Source organism: Amycolatopsis sp. NPDC049688 (genome assembly GCF_040674975.1).
Taxonomy (GTDB): Bacteria; Actinomycetota; Actinomycetes; order Mycobacteriales; family Pseudonocardiaceae; genus Amycolatopsis.
Genome location: NZ_JBFANY010000014.1, coordinates 91,975 through 106,539, shown reverse-complemented (window position 1 = coordinate 106,539; position 14,565 = coordinate 91,975). Strand labels below are relative to the sequence as shown.

Sequence of the window (14,565 nt, the reverse complement as noted above, 5' to 3'; positions counted from 1 at the left end):
CACCTCCGCCGGCGCTGGACCACTTCTCAGTCGTAGTAACCCTTTTCGAGGTCGTCGAGCAGGCCGGGCCCGGTGGGCTGCCAGCCGAGCGTTTGCCGGGTCGTCTTCGCCGACGCCGGCTGGTCGAGCGCCAGGAGCCCGCCGAGGAAGCCCAGCTCTTCGGCGGTCACGGAGGTGGCCGGCAGGCCGAGGCGGCGGCCGGCCACTTCGGCGACGTCGCGGATCCGCACGCCCTCGTCGCCGACCGCGTGCAGCACCGCGCCCGCCGGGGCGTCCTCCAGCGCCAGGCGGAACAGGTGCGCGGCGTCGAGGACGTGCACCGCGGGCCAGCGCTGCGTGCCGTCACCGACGTACGCGGCGATGCCCTTCTCGCGCCCGAGGGCGATCAAGCGCGTGATGAGCCCGTGGGCGTCGCCTTCGCCGTGGACCGAGCGCGGCAGCCGCACGACGGACGCGCGCACGCCGTTCTCCGCTGTCTCGAGGACGGCGTTCGCGATGTCCGCCCGGCCGGCCACCGGGCCCGCGAAGACGGCGGGGTCCTCCTCGGTGGCCGCGCGCCCGGGCACCATCGGCGTCCCCGAGGCGGCGACGAACCGCTTTCCGGCCAGCACGCCGGTCATGGCGCCGACGGCGGCCGCGTCCATCCGGATCGCGGCCTCGAACTCGGCGAAATCGTGCCCGAAGGCGAGGTGGACGACGCCGTCGGCGGCTTTCGCGCCCTGTTCCAGGACGTCGAGGTCGGTGAGATCGCCGCGGAGGACGCCGGCGCCCATCGCGGCCAGGGTTCCGGCGGACGCGTCCGACCTCGCCAGCCCGGTGACCTGGTGCCCGGCGTCGAGCAGTTCGGGCACGAGGGCCCGGCCGATCCAGCCGGACGCGCCGGTGACGAACACATGCATGAGAGCCTCCCTATGACACTTGGTGTCATCACCATAGCACCGCAATGACACCGGGTGTCATCGCCTAGGCTGGGGGTATGAGCCGCTGGGAGCCGAACACGCGCGAGCGCCTGCTGGACGCCGCGCTGGAGCTGTTCGGCGAGCGGGGCTACGACAACGTGACGGTCGCCGAGATCACCGAGCGGGCCGGGCTGACGAAGCGGACCTTCTTCCGCCACTTCACCGACAAGCGCGAGGTGCTCTTCGCGGGCCAGGAGTTCCTGAGCCGCGTTTTCGCCGACGCCATCGCGGCGGCCCCCGAACCGGCGACCCCGGCCGCGGCGGTGGGCCGGGCGCTGGCGGCGGCCGCGGCGGAGTTCGGACCGGAGCGGCAGGCACGGGGCCGCCGGATCCGGGCGGTGGTCGCGGACCACCGCGACCTGCACGAGCGTGAACTCCTCAAGCGGGCGACGCTCAACGCGGCGATGGCGGGGGCGCTGCGCGAGCGCGGGGTTCCGGACCCGGCGGCGGAGCTCGCGGCGGAGATCGGCGGGCTGGCGTTTTCGACGGCGTTCCGGCGGTGGACCGAGCCGGGGAACGAGCGGGAGTTCGCGGTACTGGCGGCGGAGGCGCTGGCGGAACTGGTGGCGGCGACGGCCACGCTCGACTGACTGTCCTCAATGGACACTCAGCCGTCCAGGAGCGCGCTTCCCAGCGGCGTCAACGAGTGCAGCACCGTGTTCCGCTCCCGGTGCGTGATGATCAGCCCGGCCCGCCGCAGCACCGCGGTGTGCTTGCTGACCGCCGACGGTGTCACCCCGAGCCGGGCCGCCAGCTCCGACGTCGAGCACCCCACCGCCAGGATCGTCAGCGCTGCCGCGCGGGTCGGGCCGAGCAGGTCCGCCAGTGCGTTGCCCAGCGCCTTGCGACCGCTCGGGCCCCGCAGCCCCGCCGGGTGCGTCGCCTGGCGGACGCACGGGTAGTGCAGCCGGGGCGTGCCGCCGGGGAACGCCGGGACCAGGACCGGACCCACCGAAAAGTACGTCGGGACCAGCAGCAGCCCGGCACCTTCCGCCGGGAGCGTCCCGGCGATCCGGTCGTCGGTCTCCAGCACCGGCGCCGCCCAGCGCACCTTCGGCCGCAGGCCCGTCAGCAGCGCGTCGACCCCGCCGTGCAGCAGCACCTGGGTGCGCATCCCCAGGTCGGCGTCCACCTGGGCGGACACCACGTCCCAGCACGAAGCGAGCGCGAGGTCGTGGTAGTCCTGCAGGGCCTGCGCCAGCCGCGGCAGGCCCGCCGGGTCGCCGTCGGCGAGGGCGGCCGCCCAGGGCGGCAGGTCGCGGCCGGCCGGTGCGGTGCGCAACGCGGTCTTGAGCCGCACCGGTTCGGTGTCGAGCACCGCCGCGAGCCCGGATTCCAGGTCGTAGCGCCCCGCCGCGGGCAGCAGGAACGCCGGGACCGGCGCGTCCGGGCGGCACAGCCACATCAGCACCGCGGCCGAGTCCGGCAGGCTCTGCCAGACCCGGTGGCGCCACCGGTTGAACGCCGCCGACGCCGCGTTGCGGCCGCCGTCGCGCCGCTGCAGGACCTGCAGGCTCGCGGTCAGCTCGCCCATCGGATCGGCCGCCGCCGCCAGCCCGACGCGGATGAGGTCGGGCACCGTCAGTTCGATCCGCACGCTCCCCCCGGGGTGTCTGCCCGTCCATCGGCACCCGATCTCGTTCCGTTACACCGCTGACCTGCGTTCTGTCCCCTCCGGGAAATCACCTCGACGGCGGCGGGGGCGCCCTGAATGATGGTCGAAGAGACCGCTTTCGGGGGTTTGACGGTCTCGGCGAGGGGGATTCGCCGGCACCACCCACGCGCCGGGTCCACAGTGGCCCGGGGCCGGTTGCCGCCTGCGTTCTCCCGTCGTCGTCACTGGTAAGCGACGAGAAGGGGAACCATGACGAAGATGAAGCGCCTGATGGTGACGGTCGCCGCGGCGGCGGGCCTGTTCGGCCTGGTCGCCGTTCCGCAGGCCGGCGCGGCGCAGGCCGACGGCAAGGGCGGCGACGTGCCCGTGCAGACGCTCGCCGGGGGGATCAAGCTGCGGCCCGCGAAGGTCGGTGCCGCCCACCGGTCCACCTCCGGGGTCGCCGGCGCCCAGGTCGCCGAGGCCGACGCGTACCTGATCGAGTCGGCCGCGTTCGGCCGCTGCTGGGACGCGGACCTGAACACGATCAACGCCAACGGCACGATCATGGCGCTGTGGGACTGCAACGTGTACGCCGCGAACCAGGCGTTCTACATCACCCGGAACCCGGAGGGCTACCTCCGCTTCCAGAACGTGCAGAGCGGCCGGTACCTCGAGGCCGACCTGACCACGATCGGCAAGAACGGCACGAAGGTCCAGCTGTGGGACTACAGCCCGGGCGGCAAGAACCAGTGGTGGCTCGACACCGTCAACCCGGAGGGCTACCTGCGGCTGCAGAACCCCGCCAGCGGCCGCTACCTGACCGGTGAGGGCCAGGTCGGCGGCAACGGCACGCGGATGCAGCTGTGGGACTTCATGGCGGGCGTCAAGTCCCAGTGGTGGTACTGATCACGCAGGCGAGGTGAAACGCGGGCCCCGGCCGGGGCCCGCGTTTTCTTTTCCGGCGGGAGATTTCGCGCTCAACTTAAACTTTCGTGTGAACCCGGCGGACGGGTGGCATGCACCACCCCCGGCACGGCATTCTGGGTTCAGGGGACCCGGTCGGCCGAGGGGGGATTCCGGTCGGCCGGGTGCCCGCCGAGAGGCGGGCTTTTTTCACACGGGAGGGGACCCGGAATGACTGTCGATCTGTCCACCACGCTGTCCTGGACCACGGCGAGCGGTGATGCCGCCACGATGCTCGGCGAGCTGCAGCCGAACATCCTCAAGGCCCACGTCCGCGACCACCTGTCCGCGCTGTTCCTCGCGTTCGGGGACGCGGCGGAGGGGCGGGCCTTCCTGGTCTCGGTCACCGGGAAGATGAAGTCCGCCATGGACCACCTCGACGAGGTGGGCGCGTTCAAACGCGAAGGCGCGGCGGGAACGCCGTACGTCGGCGTCGGGCTCACCGCGGCCGGCTACCGCGCATTGGGCGTCGACGGAAACATGCCACAGGACGAAGCGTTCCTGCGCGGGATGGCGGCTCCGGCGACGCGGCGGAAGCTGAACGACCCGCCGCGGTCGACGTTCGATCCGGGCTACCGCGCGGAAATCCACGCCGTCGTGCTCGTCGGCGACGCCACCGACAAGGCGATGACCGCGCGCCGCAACGAGATCCTCGGCCTGCTGCCGGATTCGGCGGCGGTGCTCGCCGAGGAAACCGGGCTGGGCCGGGTCAACGCGCGCGGCGAAGGCATCGAGCACTTCGGGTACGTCGACGGCCGGAGCCAGCCGTTGTTCCTCACCGAAGACGTCGACGCGGAAAAGAACAACACCGACGGCGTCAACGTGTGGAACCCGGCGGCCCCACTGGGCCAGGTGCTGGTTCCCGACACCGCGGCGCCCGATCCCGGCGTGCATTTCGGCAGCTATTTCGTTTTCCGCAAGCTGGAGCAGAACGTCCGGCGGTTCAAACAGGCCGAAGCGGATCTGGCCGACGCGCTCGGCCTCACCGGCGAGGACCGCGAGCGGGCCGGCGCGATGATCATCGGCCGGTTCGAGGACGGCACGCCCCTGACCACCCAGCGGGAGGACGGCGCGGAAAGCCCGGTGTCCAACAACTTCACCTACGACAGCGACCGCGCCGCGCTGAAGTGCCCGTTCCAGGCGCACATCCGCAAGACGAACCCGCGCGGCTCGGGCGGCGCCGAGCAGCCGGAGGCCGAGCGGCTGCACCTGATGGCCCGTCGCGGCGTCACGTACGGGGAGCGCCCGGACGACCCGAACGCCGACCTGCCGCCCGCGGCGCGGCCGAGCGGCGGGGTCGGGCTGCTGTTCATGGCCTTCAACTCACAACTGGACAACCAGTTCGAGTTCACCCAGGCGCTCTGGGCGGACAACCCGGGCTTCCCGAGAGTCGACGGCGTCACGCCGGGCCTGGACCCGGTGATCGGCCAGGGCGAGCGCGCGCCGTCGGACTACACGGTGGACTGGGGCGGCTCGGCCCGGCGGACGGCCGAGCCGGTGCCGCAGTCGGTGACGCTGCGGGGCGGCGAGTACTTCTTCATGCCGTCGCTGGCTTTCCTGCGGTCACTCTGAGCCGAGGGGGCCGAAGGCCACCACCGGGCTCCGGTGGTGGCCTTTCGGCGTCAGGCTTCCAGCAGGTCGAAGGCCAGCAGGCCGGCGCCAAGCCGGCCGGCTTCGTCGCCCAGCTCGGCGATCCGCAGCTCCGGCATCTTCTGGAACGTCAGGTGCGCGGCCAGCCACTCCCGCACCGGCTCCAGCACGTAGTCGGCCGCGGTGAACAGGCCGCCGCCCAGCACGATCACGTCCGGGCCGAGCAGCGTCAGCAGGGTCCGGATCCCGTGGCCGAGGCCGTCGAGCGCGTCCTGGACCACCGCGACCGCGACCTCGTCACCGCGGCGGGCCAGCTCGACGACCTCGCGGGCCCCGTCGGCCGGGCGGCCGGTGCGCTCGGTGTAGCGGCGGGCGATCGCGGCCGCCGACGAGATGGCCTCCAGGCAGCCCGTGGCGCCGCAGCCGCACTTGCCTGCGTGGCCGACGTCGATGTGCCCGACCTCGCCGGCCTGCCCGTGCGCGCGGTGGATCCGGCCGTCGAGCAGCAGCGCTGCCGCGATCCCGGTGCCGACCGGGATGAACGCCGCGTTCGTCGCGCCCCGGCCCGCGCCCACCCGGAACTCGGCGATGCCGCCCGCGGTGACGTCGTGCCCGAAGGCGACCGGCAGCCCGAGCCGGTCTTCGAGGAGCTCGCCGAAGGGGACTTCGCGCCAGTCGAGGTTGGCCGAGAAGTGGCAGACGCGGGTCTGTTCGTCGACGATGCCCGGCACCACGACGCCGACCGCCGACGGCTGCCCGGTCCCCGCCTGCTCGGCCAGCGCGGCCACGATGTCGACGGCCTGCGCGGCCAGCGCGGTCCCGTCGGCGCTGCGGGCCGTCTCCGCACGCAGTGCCGCCTTCGGCTGGAGCTGCTCGTCGAGCAACGCGGCCTTGATCGTCGTCCCGCCCACGTCGAGGGCGGCCACCATTCGAGTCACCGCGGCATTGTCACATTGACGCGCGCGGAATGGCGGACCTACGCTCAACCGGCCAGACGAGGAGATTCCGGAACGCGGTGCAAGTCCGCGCGGTCGCGCCACTGTGACCCCCGCCAGGGGGAAGCCAGACCCGGACCCTCGTGACCGACCCCGATGAGGCCGCGAAAGCCCGAGGAGGCCACGCTCATGACCCAGACGGCAGCTCCCGCCGTTCCGCTCCCGATCCGCATCCCGATCCGTGAGATCGTGCCGTGGGCGGTGTTCGTGGTGCTCCTCGCCCTGATCGCGCTGTACTTCGTGAGCGCCGAGCAGGGCGCGACCGCGGTGTTCGCGAACATGTACGTCCACGAGTTCGTGCACGACGGCCGGCACCTGCTGGCCTTCCCCTGCCACTGATCGGCGGGCACGCACTCCCATGATGAAGACCCTGCTGGTCCGCGGCATGCTCGCGGGCCTGATCGCCGGTGTGCTCGCGTTCGGGTTCGCCTACGCCTTCGGTGAGCCGTCGGTCAACGCGGCCATCGGCCTCGAGGAGTCCGGCGGCGGCCACTCGCACTCCCACGACGCTTCCGCTCCCGCTGAGCACGCGGAGGAAGAAGAGCTCGTCCCCCGGGACATCCAGAGCACGCTCGGCCTGCTGACCGGCGTGCTCGTCTACGGCGTCGCGATCGGCGGCCTGCTGTCGCTGGCGTTCGCGTTCGCCCAGGGACGCCTCGGTTCCCTGCGCCCGCGGGTGACGGCGCTGCTGCTCACGGCGGGCGCGTTCACCGTGGTGTTCCTGGTGCCGTTCCTGAAGTACCCGGCCAACCCGCCGGCGGTGGGCCAGCCGGGCACGATCGGCTCTCGCACCGAGCTGTACTTCGGGTTCGTCGCGGTTTCGCTCCTGGCCGGCATCCTCGCCACGGTGTTCGGCCGCAAGCTGGCCGACCGCCTGGGCGCGTGGAACGGTTTCCTGCTGGCCGCGGCGGGCTACCTGGTCGTGATCGGCGTGGTGGCCTGGCTGATGCCGGTGGTCGACGAGGTCCCGGCGACGTTCCCGGCGTCGACGCTGTGGAGTTTCCGGACGGCCTCGGTCGGCACGCAGGTGACGCTGTGGCTGGCGCTGGGCCTGGCGTTCGGCGCGTTCGCGGAGAAGACCCTGAACCGGCGGACCGCCGTCGGCGTCTGACCGGATCGTTACCCGCGGGCGGGTTCGTCCCTCTAGCATTTTCCCATGGGGGAGATGACGGACGGGCCCGCCAAGCGGGACGGGTTCGCGGTCGCGTCGCTGGCCACCGGAGTGCTGGGGTTCTTCGGCATCACGGCGTTGCTGGGGGTGGTCTTCGGCATCGTCGCGCTGGTCCGCACCCACCGGACCGGCGAGCGCGGCCGAGGCCTGGCCATCGGCGGCATAGCGGCGGGCCTGGTGTGGGCGATCGCGTTGCCGATCGCGGCGGTGCTGCTGCTGGTCAGCGTGCTGAGCTTCTCGAACGCCCCGATCGCGGCGATGCAGGTGGACAACTGCTACGACCTGGGCCGCCTGGGCCGCGACGCGGTCCGGGTCCCGTGCGCGGGCGAGCACGACGGCGTCGTGCTGGACGCGTTCACGATCGCGGGCCCCGAGACCCCGTACCCGGGCAACCGCCAGGTGACGGCCGGCGTGGACCGCAGCTGCCAGGACCGCTTGGACACCCTGTTCGGCGGCACGTTCACGGTCCCGCCGGGCGTGGTGCTGGTGGGCTACGCACCGGACGAGAAGGCATGGAACGCGGGGGCCCGCATCGGAACGTGCGGCCTGCAGCTACGCGCCGGCCGGCTCACGGGTCCGTTTCCCCGCTGAGACGGGCGACCGGGCCAGAGCGCGCTCGGACATCGGTGCCGGGGTCGGGTCGGGCGGGCAGCGAATGCACATGCGCCGCCGCCGCGCGCACCGAAACCGCAAGCACCGGCCCCCTGTCCGCTCGGCGCGCAGCGGGCTCCTCTCCCTCTGCTCGCTAAGGCGCTCCGGGCGGGACGAACGGCAGGTCCGGCGGCGCACCGCGCTCCAGCAGCGTCCCCAGCATCGCCGTGTCGAGGTGCTCGTCCACCGCGTCCGCCAGCTTGTCCAGCATCTCCTCGCGCAACTCACCGAAGCCGGGGGCGCCCGGGGCCGGGGTCCAGGCGATCCCCGCCTGCGCCGCCGCCTCGGTGAGCCATGCGCGGCGGAAGGCGTCGTTCTCGAATGCGCCGTGCCACATCGTGCCCCAGACCGCTCCGGCGCGTACACCGTCCAAAAAGGACTCGGCCGGGTCCGTCGCCGTCACCGAGCCGTGGTGGATCTCGTAGGCGTCCACCCGGTTGCCGCGCCACGCTCCCGATGGCCGGGCGAGGACCTTCTCCGCCGCGAACGTCACCTTCCCCGGCAGCAACCCGAGGCCGGGCACCGTGCCCGCACCCGACTCGACCTCGTCCACAATGGACTGCGTGAGCATCTGGTAACCCCCGCAGATGCCGAGGACCGGACGGCCGGCCGCCGCCCGGGAGGCGACCGCCGTGTCGAGGCCGCGGTCGCGCAGCCAGGCCAGGTCACCCACCGTTGCGCGCGAGCCCGGGAGCACCACCACGTCCGCCGCCGCGACCACGTCGGGGTCGGCCGTCAGCGTCACCGTGACCCCGGGTTCGGCGGCCAGCGCGTCGACGTCGGTGGCGTTGGATGCGCGCGGGAACCGGACGACCGCCACCCCGAGCCCACCGCCGTGCGCTTCGCGGCGCCAGCCCGCCGCCGCGAGGGCGTCCTCCGAGTCGATCCACACGCGGTCGAGCCACGGCAACACCCCCAGCACCGGCCGGCCGGTGACCTTTTCGAGGCTGTCCAGGCCCGGGCGCAGCAACCCGACGTCCCCGCGGAACTTGTTGACCACCCACCCCGCGACCAGCGCCTGGTCCTCGGCCGACAGCAGCGCGAGGGTGCCGAACATCGCCGCCAGCACGCCGCCGCGGTCGATGTCGCCGACGACCAGCACCGGCAGCCCGAACCGCCGCGCCAGCCCCATGTTGACGTAGTCGCCGCCACGCAGGTTGATCTCCGCCGGGCTGCCCGCGCCTTCGCAGACGACGACGTCGTAGCGCGAGCTGAGGTCCGCGAAGGCACCGAAGGCGATCTCGGCCAGCCCGGCGCGGCCGGTCGCGTACTCCCCCGCTTCGAGGGTGCCGAACGGCTTCCCGAGCGCGACGACGTGACTGCGCCGGTCGCTGCCCGGCTTGAGCAGCACCGGGTTCATCGCCGCCTCGGGTTCGGCACCCGCGGCGCGGGCCTGCAGCCACTGGGCGCGGCCGATCTCGGCGCCGTCGGCGCAGACCATCGAGTTGTTGGACATGTTCTGCGCCTTGAACGGCGCCACGCGCCCGCCCCGGCGCGCCAGCCAGCGGCAGATCCCGGCGGTGAGCAGGCTCTTCCCGGCGTCGGACGTCGTCCCGGCGACGAGCAGGCCGCTCATCGGGCCACCACCGCCGCCAGCGCGACCGCCGCGGCCCCCACGCGACGCGACAGCCGGACCGCGCGCCGCAGGTCGGCCGGTTCCGGCTCGCGCCCGTCACCGAGCCGCGCCCGGCTCTCGACCTCGCCGCCGTAGCTGTTCGTCCCGCCGAGCCGGACGTCGAGCGCGCCCGCGAAGGCGGCCTCGACCTGGCCCGCGTTCGGGCTGGGGTGCCGCCCGCCGTCGCGGCGCCACATCCGCCAGGCCGCCCGCGCCCGGCTCCCCGCGCACAGCGCCGTGAGCGCGGCGCCGATCCGCGACGGCGCCAGGTTGACGACGTCGTCGGCCCGCGCCGCGGCCCAGCCGAAGCGGCGGTAGCGCGGCGAGCGGTAGCCGACCATGGCGTCCAGGGTGTTGAGCGCGCGGTAGCCGAGGAGCCCCGGGATCCCGGCGACGGCGCCCCAGAACAGCGGCGCGACCACGGCGTCCGAGGTGTTCTCGGCGATCGACTCGGTGGCCGCGCGGGTCAGTTCGGCGGAGTCGAGCGTCGTCGCGTCGCGGGCGCAGAGGTGCGAGAGCCGCTGACGCGCTTCGGGCACGTCGCCGCCTTCGAGCAGCCGGGCCATTTCGGCGCCTTCGGCGGCGAGGCCGCGGCCGCCGAGCACGACCCACGTACAGACAGCCGTGGTCGCGAAACGGGCGAAGGGGCGTCGCCGCGTCGCCGTCTGAAGCGCGACGCCGAGGCCTACAGCGCCGAAGGTGCACAACGCCGCGTACGCGGCTCCGCGCGGCTTCGAGTCCGCCCACAGACGGTGTTCCAGGCGGCCCGCGGCGGTACCGAACAAGGCGACCGGGTGCCCCGTTCGGGGGTCACCGAACAGAGCGTCGGTTACGTATCCGGTCACGAGTCCGGCCGTGGTTGTCCCTAGACGGAGTGGCACGTGGCGCACGGTAGCGCGTGCACCAGAATGCCGGTATGACGAAGCTGACCCACCGGCTCGCCGGGTATCTGGAAACCCTGGCTCGCGCCCTCCGCCGGTACGGGCGCGACGAAGGCAAGGTGCTGGTCCTCGGCGGGGTCCGCTCGGGGAAGTCACGGCACGCCGAGCGGCTCGTCGCCCGCCACGCGCACCTCGTCTACGTGGCGCCCGGCCTGCCCGCGGGCGAGGACGATCCCGAATGGGCCGCGCGGGTGGCCGCGCACCAGGCCCGGCGGCCGGCGAACTGGAAGACGGTCGAGACCACGGACCTGGCAGGCATCCTCCGGAGCGCGACCGAGCCGCTGCTGATCGACTGCCTCGGCACGTGGCTGTCCCGCGTGCTGGACGACGTCGGCGCGTGGCGGCAGAAGCCGGGCTGGGAGCACCGCCTGGACGACCGGCTCGAGGACTTCCTCGCCGCGTGGGCGGCGGCGCGGGTGCCGGTGGTCGCGGTCAGCAACGAGGTCGGCAGCGGTGTGGTGCCCGCAACGTCGTCCGGACGGCTGTTCCGTGATGTGCTGGGCGCACTCAACAACCGGGTGTCCGCCGACGCCGACCGGGTGGTGCTGGTCGTCGCGGGCCGGGCGCTCGACCTGTAGCCCAGGAGGCGCCCGTGTTCGACGTACCCGTGCCCGACCCTGCCGCCCGCACCGCCGCGCTGGAGCGGCTCGACGGCCTGGTCAAGCCGCTCGGCGCGCTGGGCAGGCTGGAGGAGATCGCCGCCTGGCTGTCCGCGGCCCACGGAACCGTCCCGCCGCGGCCGCTGGACGACGTCCGGGTGGTGGTGTTCGCGGGCGACCACGGCGTGTCGGCGCTCTCGGCGTACCCGCGCGAGGTGACGGCGGCGATGGTGCGGGTGTTCCTGGCCGGCAAGAGCGGCGTGAACGTGCTGGCCGCCCAGGTGGGTGCGCGGGTGCGGGTCGCCGACATCGCCGTCGACTGGGACGGAACGGACATCCCGCCCGCGGTCACCGCCCACAAGATCCGCCGGGGCTCGGGTTCGATCGACGTCGAGGACGCATTGCTCCCGGGCGAAGCGCAGGCGGCGTTCGAGGCGGGCCGGGCGATCGCGCTGGAGGAGCGCGAGGCGGACGTGCTGATCCCGGGCGACATGGGCATCGGCAACACGGCGGTGTGCGCGGCCGTGGTGGCGGCGTCCCTGGGCTTGCCGGCGACGGAGGTGGTCGGCACGGGCACGGGCATCGACGCGGCGGCCCTGGACCGCAAGACGGCCGCGGTGGCGGCGGCCCTGGCGCGGACGACGGGCCGGACGGAGGACCCGTTCGAGCGCCTGACGGCGTTGGGCAGCGCCTGCCTGGCGGCCACCACGGGCTTCCTGGTCGAGGCGGCGGTGCTGGGCATCCCGGTGCTGCTGGACGGGGTGTTTTCAGGCGCGGCGGCCCTGGTGGCGCGGGACATCGCCCCGGGTGCGGAGCAGTGGTGGCTGGCCGGCCATCGATCGACGGAGCCTTCGCAGGCGTTTGCGCTGAAGGCGCTGGGGCTGGAGCCGATCCTGGACTTCGGCCTGCGGCTCGGTGAGGGCAGCGGGGCGGTCCAGGCGGTGCCGACACTGCGGGCGGCACGCGCCATTTTGGCCGATATGGGCCTGCTGGCCGATTTGGCATGAGGATCGGGTGCGGGGCCGGTCGGCAGCGGTCGCGGATCCGGTGGGGTGGGCACGGGTCTGGGTGGCGCCGGGCGGAGTCGGAGCGCGCGGGGGCCGGGGAGCGGCCCGAGTCTGCGAGGTTGCGGCATAGGGTGGCCGGTTCGCAGCACCACGCGCTCGAGCAGCGACGCGAAGGTGCGGGGTTGCGGCGCAAGGCGGCCAAACTGCAGCACGAGGCAGCGGGGTTGCGGCGCAAGCCGGCTGCCTCGCAGGGCGAGGCAGCCGGGTCGCGGCACGAGATTGCCGGGTTGCAGGGCAAGGCGGCCGGCTCGCACCAACAGGCGGCCCAGCGGCGGCCCGAGACTGCTGCCGGATTGCGGCACAAGGTGGTCGGCCCGCAGCACGAGGGCGCCGGGTTGCGGCGCAAACCGGCAGCCGCGCAGCGAGAGGTGGCCGAGTTGCGACACGAGGTTGCCGGGTTGGAGCACGAGGCCGCCCAACGGTGGCACGAAGGCGCCGGGTTGCAGCGCAAGGCGGCCAAACCGCAGCACGAGGCACCCCGGCAGCGGTACGAGGCTGCAGGCTGGCTGCCCAGCGGGCGCACTACCCGCCGGCCGCCCGCGGGGCCGCGTCAGCCGCGCCCGGGCGACTGCACGGGCAACGCCGCATGAGCCGCGCGCTCGACTCCGTGCGGATGGCCGTGGGGACGTTGACCACCGTTCCCGTCCCCGCCCCTCAAATCATCGACCGGCGGGTTGCCGGTGGTGCCATGCTGCTCGCTCCTCTCGCCACTCTTCCGCTGGCCGTGGCCGCCGGGGTCGTTGTTGCCGCCGGCGCGGGGCTCGGCGTTCCGGCTCTGGCCGCCGCCGCCCTCGCGGTGGGGGTCGTTGCGCTCGGAAGCCGGGGGCTTCACCTCGATGGGCTTGCCGATACCGCCGACGGGCTCGGTGCCTCCTACGATCGCGCCAAGGCCCTCGACGTCATGCGCCGCGGTGACTCCGGGCCCACCGGGGTTGCCACCCTCGTTCTCGTCCTCCTCCTCCAGGTCGGCGCGCTCACCGCCGCCGGGCCCTTCACCGCGGCCGCCGCGATTCTCATTGGGCGGTGCACCCTCTCGATGGCGTGCGCGCGTGGCGTGCCCTCCGCCCGGCCCGAAGGCCTCGGTGCCACCGTCGCCGGCTCGGTTCCGCGCGTCGCCGCGGTTGCCGTCGGGGTGGCCGCTGCCGGGCTCGCCGCCCTGCTTCCCGGGCTTCCGTGGTGGCGTGGGCCGCTCGCCGTGCTCCTCGCCTACGCCACCGCCGGCGCCCTTCTCCTCCGGTGCACCCGACGCCTCGGTGGCGTGACCGGCGACGTCCTGGGCGCCGGTGTCGAAGCCGCCGTCGCCGCCGCGCTGCTGGCGCTCGTCTGAAACTGTCGTACCTGCCTCCTACAGTCGGCCGCGTGAACCGGACTGATCGTCTTTACGCCCTCGTCGAGGAACTCCGTGCCGTGTCGCCTCGCCCGCGCAGTGCGCGCTGGCTCGCGGCCCGGTTCGAGGTGAGCGTCCGCACCGTCGAACGCGACATCAGCGCGCTCCAGCAGTCCGGCGTGCCCATCTACGCCGAGACCGGCCGCACCGGCGGGTACTGCCTCGACAAGGCCCACACCATGCCGCCGGTCAACCTGACGCCCGCCGAGGCCGTCGCCATGGCGCTCGCCCTGAAACACCTCGACGGCACCCCCTTCCGGGCGGAAGGGCGCTCGGCGCTGCGCAAGCTCGTCGCGGCGATGCGGCAGGAGGACGCCGCCATGGCGCGGGACCTCGCCACCTGCGTCCACCTGCTCGGCGACGGTCCCATACCGCCGATGCCGCACGTGCTCGGCATCCGCCGTGTCCTGCGCATCCGGTACGCCGACCGCGAAGGCACCATCACCCGCCGGGAGATCGAGCCGCTGGGGTACGTGGGCAAGCCCGAGCACTGGTACCTCGTGGCGTGGTGCCGGCTGCGCGGGGCGATCCGGGCCTTCCGCACGGACCGGATCGCGTCGTTCACCGTGACCGCCGAGGTGCCTCCGCCGCGCCGGCTGCAGCCCGAGGACCTCGACATCCCGTCCGGCGACGCCGTGCCGCTCACCTTGGCGGGGTGAACACCGAGAAGTGGTTGCCCGCCGGGTCGAGCAGGTGGGCGAACTTCACGCCGACGGGGTTGACGGTCGGTGGCCGCTGCACCTGCCCGCCGGCCTCCTCGACCCGGCGGCAGGTCGCGTCGACGTCCTCGACGAGCACAGTGAACACCGCGTAGTCCTCGGCAACCGTGGCCAGCCCGCCGCGCGAACCACCGGTGTTGATCACGCGGTACGCAGAATCGGTGCTCGCCGTTTCGTCCTGCGCGACGGTCCAGCCGAAGACCTCGCCGTAGAACCGTTCGGCGGCCGCCGGGTCGGGGGTGCCGATCTCGAACCAGGCGACGTCGTTGAATCCGGGCATGGTGGTCCTTTCGCTGCCTCGCCGGGCGTTT

At 73.5% G+C, this 14,565-nt stretch carries 17 protein-coding genes; 11 read left to right on the top strand and 6 right to left on the bottom strand.

The genetic code is table 11. The features are described from left to right. Positions 1-26: 26 nt before the first annotated feature. Positions 27-899, bottom strand: coding sequence for an SDR family oxidoreductase (locus AB0J55_RS34070; protein ID WP_364258004.1), 873 nt, complete (start codon positions 897-899; stop codon positions 27-29). Positions 900-976: 77 nt separating this feature from the next. Here AB0J55_RS34070 and AB0J55_RS34065 point away from each other — a divergent pair, with 77 nt between their 5' ends. Next, complete coding sequence (locus AB0J55_RS34065) at positions 977-1,549, top strand: helix-turn-helix domain-containing protein (RefSeq protein WP_364258001.1); 573 nt, start codon at positions 977-979, stop codon at positions 1,547-1,549. Positions 1,550-1,566: 17 nt separating this feature from the next. Here AB0J55_RS34065 and AB0J55_RS34060 read toward each other — a convergent pair whose 3' ends face one another. After that, positions 1,567-2,556 (bottom strand): winged helix-turn-helix domain-containing protein, encoded by a 990-nt coding sequence (locus AB0J55_RS34060; RefSeq protein ID WP_364257998.1) that lies wholly within the window; start codon positions 2,554-2,556, stop codon positions 1,567-1,569. A 267-nt stretch (positions 2,557-2,823) separates the two neighbouring features. On the opposite strand from AB0J55_RS34060, the gene AB0J55_RS34055 reads away from it, so the two are divergent. Further along, positions 2,824-3,462, top strand: coding sequence for an RICIN domain-containing protein (locus tag AB0J55_RS34055; protein WP_364257995.1), 639 nt, complete (start codon positions 2,824-2,826; stop codon positions 3,460-3,462). A 228-nt stretch (positions 3,463-3,690) separates the two neighbouring features. Beyond that, the gene (locus tag AB0J55_RS34050; RefSeq protein ID WP_364257992.1) at positions 3,691-5,091 is read left to right on the top strand and encodes a Dyp-type peroxidase; all 1,401 of its coding nucleotides are present in this window, start codon (positions 3,691-3,693) and stop codon (positions 5,089-5,091) included. A 50-nt stretch (positions 5,092-5,141) separates the two neighbouring features. On the opposite strand, the gene AB0J55_RS34045 is transcribed toward AB0J55_RS34050, so the two are convergent. Then, a complete protein-coding gene (locus AB0J55_RS34045; RefSeq protein WP_364258365.1) occupies positions 5,142-6,038 on the bottom strand; it encodes an ROK family protein in 897 nt (298 codons plus the stop codon). 195 nt (positions 6,039-6,233) lie between these two features. On the opposite strand from AB0J55_RS34045, the gene AB0J55_RS34040 reads away from it, so the two are divergent. The 3 genes from AB0J55_RS34040 to AB0J55_RS34030 are packed head-to-tail and all read left to right on the top strand — an operon-like array spanning position 6,234 to position 7,866. Continuing rightward, complete coding sequence (locus AB0J55_RS34040) at positions 6,234-6,443, top strand: CbtB-domain containing protein (RefSeq protein ID WP_003069169.1); 210 nt, start codon at positions 6,234-6,236, stop codon at positions 6,441-6,443. A 19-nt stretch (positions 6,444-6,462) separates the two neighbouring features. Continuing rightward, the gene (locus AB0J55_RS34035) at positions 6,463-7,215 is read left to right on the top strand and encodes a CbtA family protein (RefSeq protein ID WP_364257989.1); all 753 of its coding nucleotides are present in this window, start codon (positions 6,463-6,465) and stop codon (positions 7,213-7,215) included. Positions 7,216-7,260: 45 nt separating this feature from the next. Beyond that, positions 7,261-7,866, top strand: a complete 606-nt coding sequence (locus AB0J55_RS34030) for a DUF4190 domain-containing protein (protein WP_364257986.1) — start codon at positions 7,261-7,263, stop codon at positions 7,864-7,866. A 154-nt stretch (positions 7,867-8,020) separates the two neighbouring features. Here AB0J55_RS34030 and AB0J55_RS34025 read toward each other — a convergent pair whose 3' ends face one another. Continuing rightward, on the bottom strand, positions 8,021-9,502 hold the full coding sequence (locus AB0J55_RS34025) for a cobyric acid synthase (protein ID WP_364257983.1): 1,482 nt from the start codon (positions 9,500-9,502) through the stop codon (positions 8,021-8,023). Further along, positions 9,499-10,422, bottom strand: coding sequence for a cobalamin biosynthesis protein (locus tag AB0J55_RS34020; RefSeq protein WP_364257980.1), 924 nt, complete (start codon positions 10,420-10,422; stop codon positions 9,499-9,501). The genes AB0J55_RS34025 and AB0J55_RS34020 overlap by 4 nt, the downstream gene beginning before the upstream one ends. A gap of 35 nt (positions 10,423-10,457) precedes the next feature. Between AB0J55_RS34020 and AB0J55_RS34015 the strand changes: the two genes are divergently transcribed. The 5 genes from AB0J55_RS34015 to AB0J55_RS33995 all read left to right on the top strand — a co-directional run bounded on the left by AB0J55_RS34015 (position 10,458) and on the right by AB0J55_RS33995 (position 14,194). Next, entirely contained in the window at positions 10,458-11,060 is a 603-nt protein-coding gene (locus AB0J55_RS34015; RefSeq protein ID WP_364257977.1) for a bifunctional adenosylcobinamide kinase/adenosylcobinamide-phosphate guanylyltransferase, read from the top strand. A 14-nt stretch (positions 11,061-11,074) separates the two neighbouring features. Continuing rightward, positions 11,075-12,088: a nicotinate-nucleotide--dimethylbenzimidazole phosphoribosyltransferase gene (cobT, locus tag AB0J55_RS34010; protein ID WP_364257974.1), complete on the top strand. Its 1,014-nt coding sequence runs from the start codon at positions 11,075-11,077 to the stop codon at positions 12,086-12,088. A 131-nt stretch (positions 12,089-12,219) separates the two neighbouring features. Then, positions 12,220-12,738: a hypothetical protein gene (locus tag AB0J55_RS34005; protein WP_364257971.1), complete on the top strand. Its 519-nt coding sequence runs from the start codon at positions 12,220-12,222 to the stop codon at positions 12,736-12,738. Further along, the gene (locus AB0J55_RS34000; protein ID WP_364257968.1) at positions 12,735-13,475 is read left to right on the top strand and encodes an adenosylcobinamide-GDP ribazoletransferase; all 741 of its coding nucleotides are present in this window, start codon (positions 12,735-12,737) and stop codon (positions 13,473-13,475) included. The genes AB0J55_RS34005 and AB0J55_RS34000 overlap by 4 nt, the downstream gene beginning before the upstream one ends. Before the next feature lie 32 nt (positions 13,476-13,507). Beyond that, entirely contained in the window at positions 13,508-14,194 is a 687-nt protein-coding gene (locus tag AB0J55_RS33995) for a YafY family protein (protein ID WP_364257965.1), read from the top strand. Here AB0J55_RS33995 and AB0J55_RS33990 read toward each other — a convergent pair. Next, positions 14,178-14,534, bottom strand: a complete 357-nt coding sequence (locus AB0J55_RS33990; protein WP_364257962.1) for a VOC family protein — start codon at positions 14,532-14,534, stop codon at positions 14,178-14,180. The genes AB0J55_RS33995 and AB0J55_RS33990 overlap by 17 nt on opposite strands. Positions 14,535-14,565: the final 31 nt, after the last annotated feature.

Bases quoted from the DNA above. Each gene is read 5' to 3' on its own strand.
- AB0J55_RS34070 (WP_364258004.1), bottom strand. From the start codon at position 899: ATGCATGTGTTCGTCACCGGCGCGTCCGGCTGGATCGGCCGGGCCCTC.
- AB0J55_RS34065 (WP_364258001.1), top strand. From the start codon at position 977: ATGAGCCGCTGGGAGCCGAACACGCGCGAGCGCCTGCTGGACGCCGCG.
- AB0J55_RS34055 (WP_364257995.1), top strand. From the start codon at position 2,824: ATGACGAAGATGAAGCGCCTGATGGTGACGGTCGCCGCGGCGGCGGGC.
- AB0J55_RS34050 (WP_364257992.1), top strand. From the start codon at position 3,691: ATGACTGTCGATCTGTCCACCACGCTGTCCTGGACCACGGCGAGCGGT.
- AB0J55_RS34045 (WP_364258365.1), bottom strand. From the start codon at position 6,038: ATGGTGGCCGCCCTCGACGTGGGCGGGACGACGATCAAGGCCGCGTTG.
- AB0J55_RS34040 (WP_003069169.1), top strand. From the start codon at position 6,234: ATGACCCAGACGGCAGCTCCCGCCGTTCCGCTCCCGATCCGCATCCCG.
- AB0J55_RS34035 (WP_364257989.1), top strand. From the start codon at position 6,463: ATGATGAAGACCCTGCTGGTCCGCGGCATGCTCGCGGGCCTGATCGCC.
- AB0J55_RS34030 (WP_364257986.1), top strand. From the start codon at position 7,261: ATGGGGGAGATGACGGACGGGCCCGCCAAGCGGGACGGGTTCGCGGTC.
- AB0J55_RS34025 (WP_364257983.1), bottom strand. From the start codon at position 9,502: ATGAGCGGCCTGCTCGTCGCCGGGACGACGTCCGACGCCGGGAAGAGC.
- AB0J55_RS34015 (WP_364257977.1), top strand. From the start codon at position 10,458: ATGACGAAGCTGACCCACCGGCTCGCCGGGTATCTGGAAACCCTGGCT.
- AB0J55_RS34000 (WP_364257968.1), top strand. From the start codon at position 12,735: ATGAGCCGCGCGCTCGACTCCGTGCGGATGGCCGTGGGGACGTTGACC.
- AB0J55_RS33990 (WP_364257962.1), bottom strand. From the start codon at position 14,534: ATGCCCGGATTCAACGACGTCGCCTGGTTCGAGATCGGCACCCCCGAC.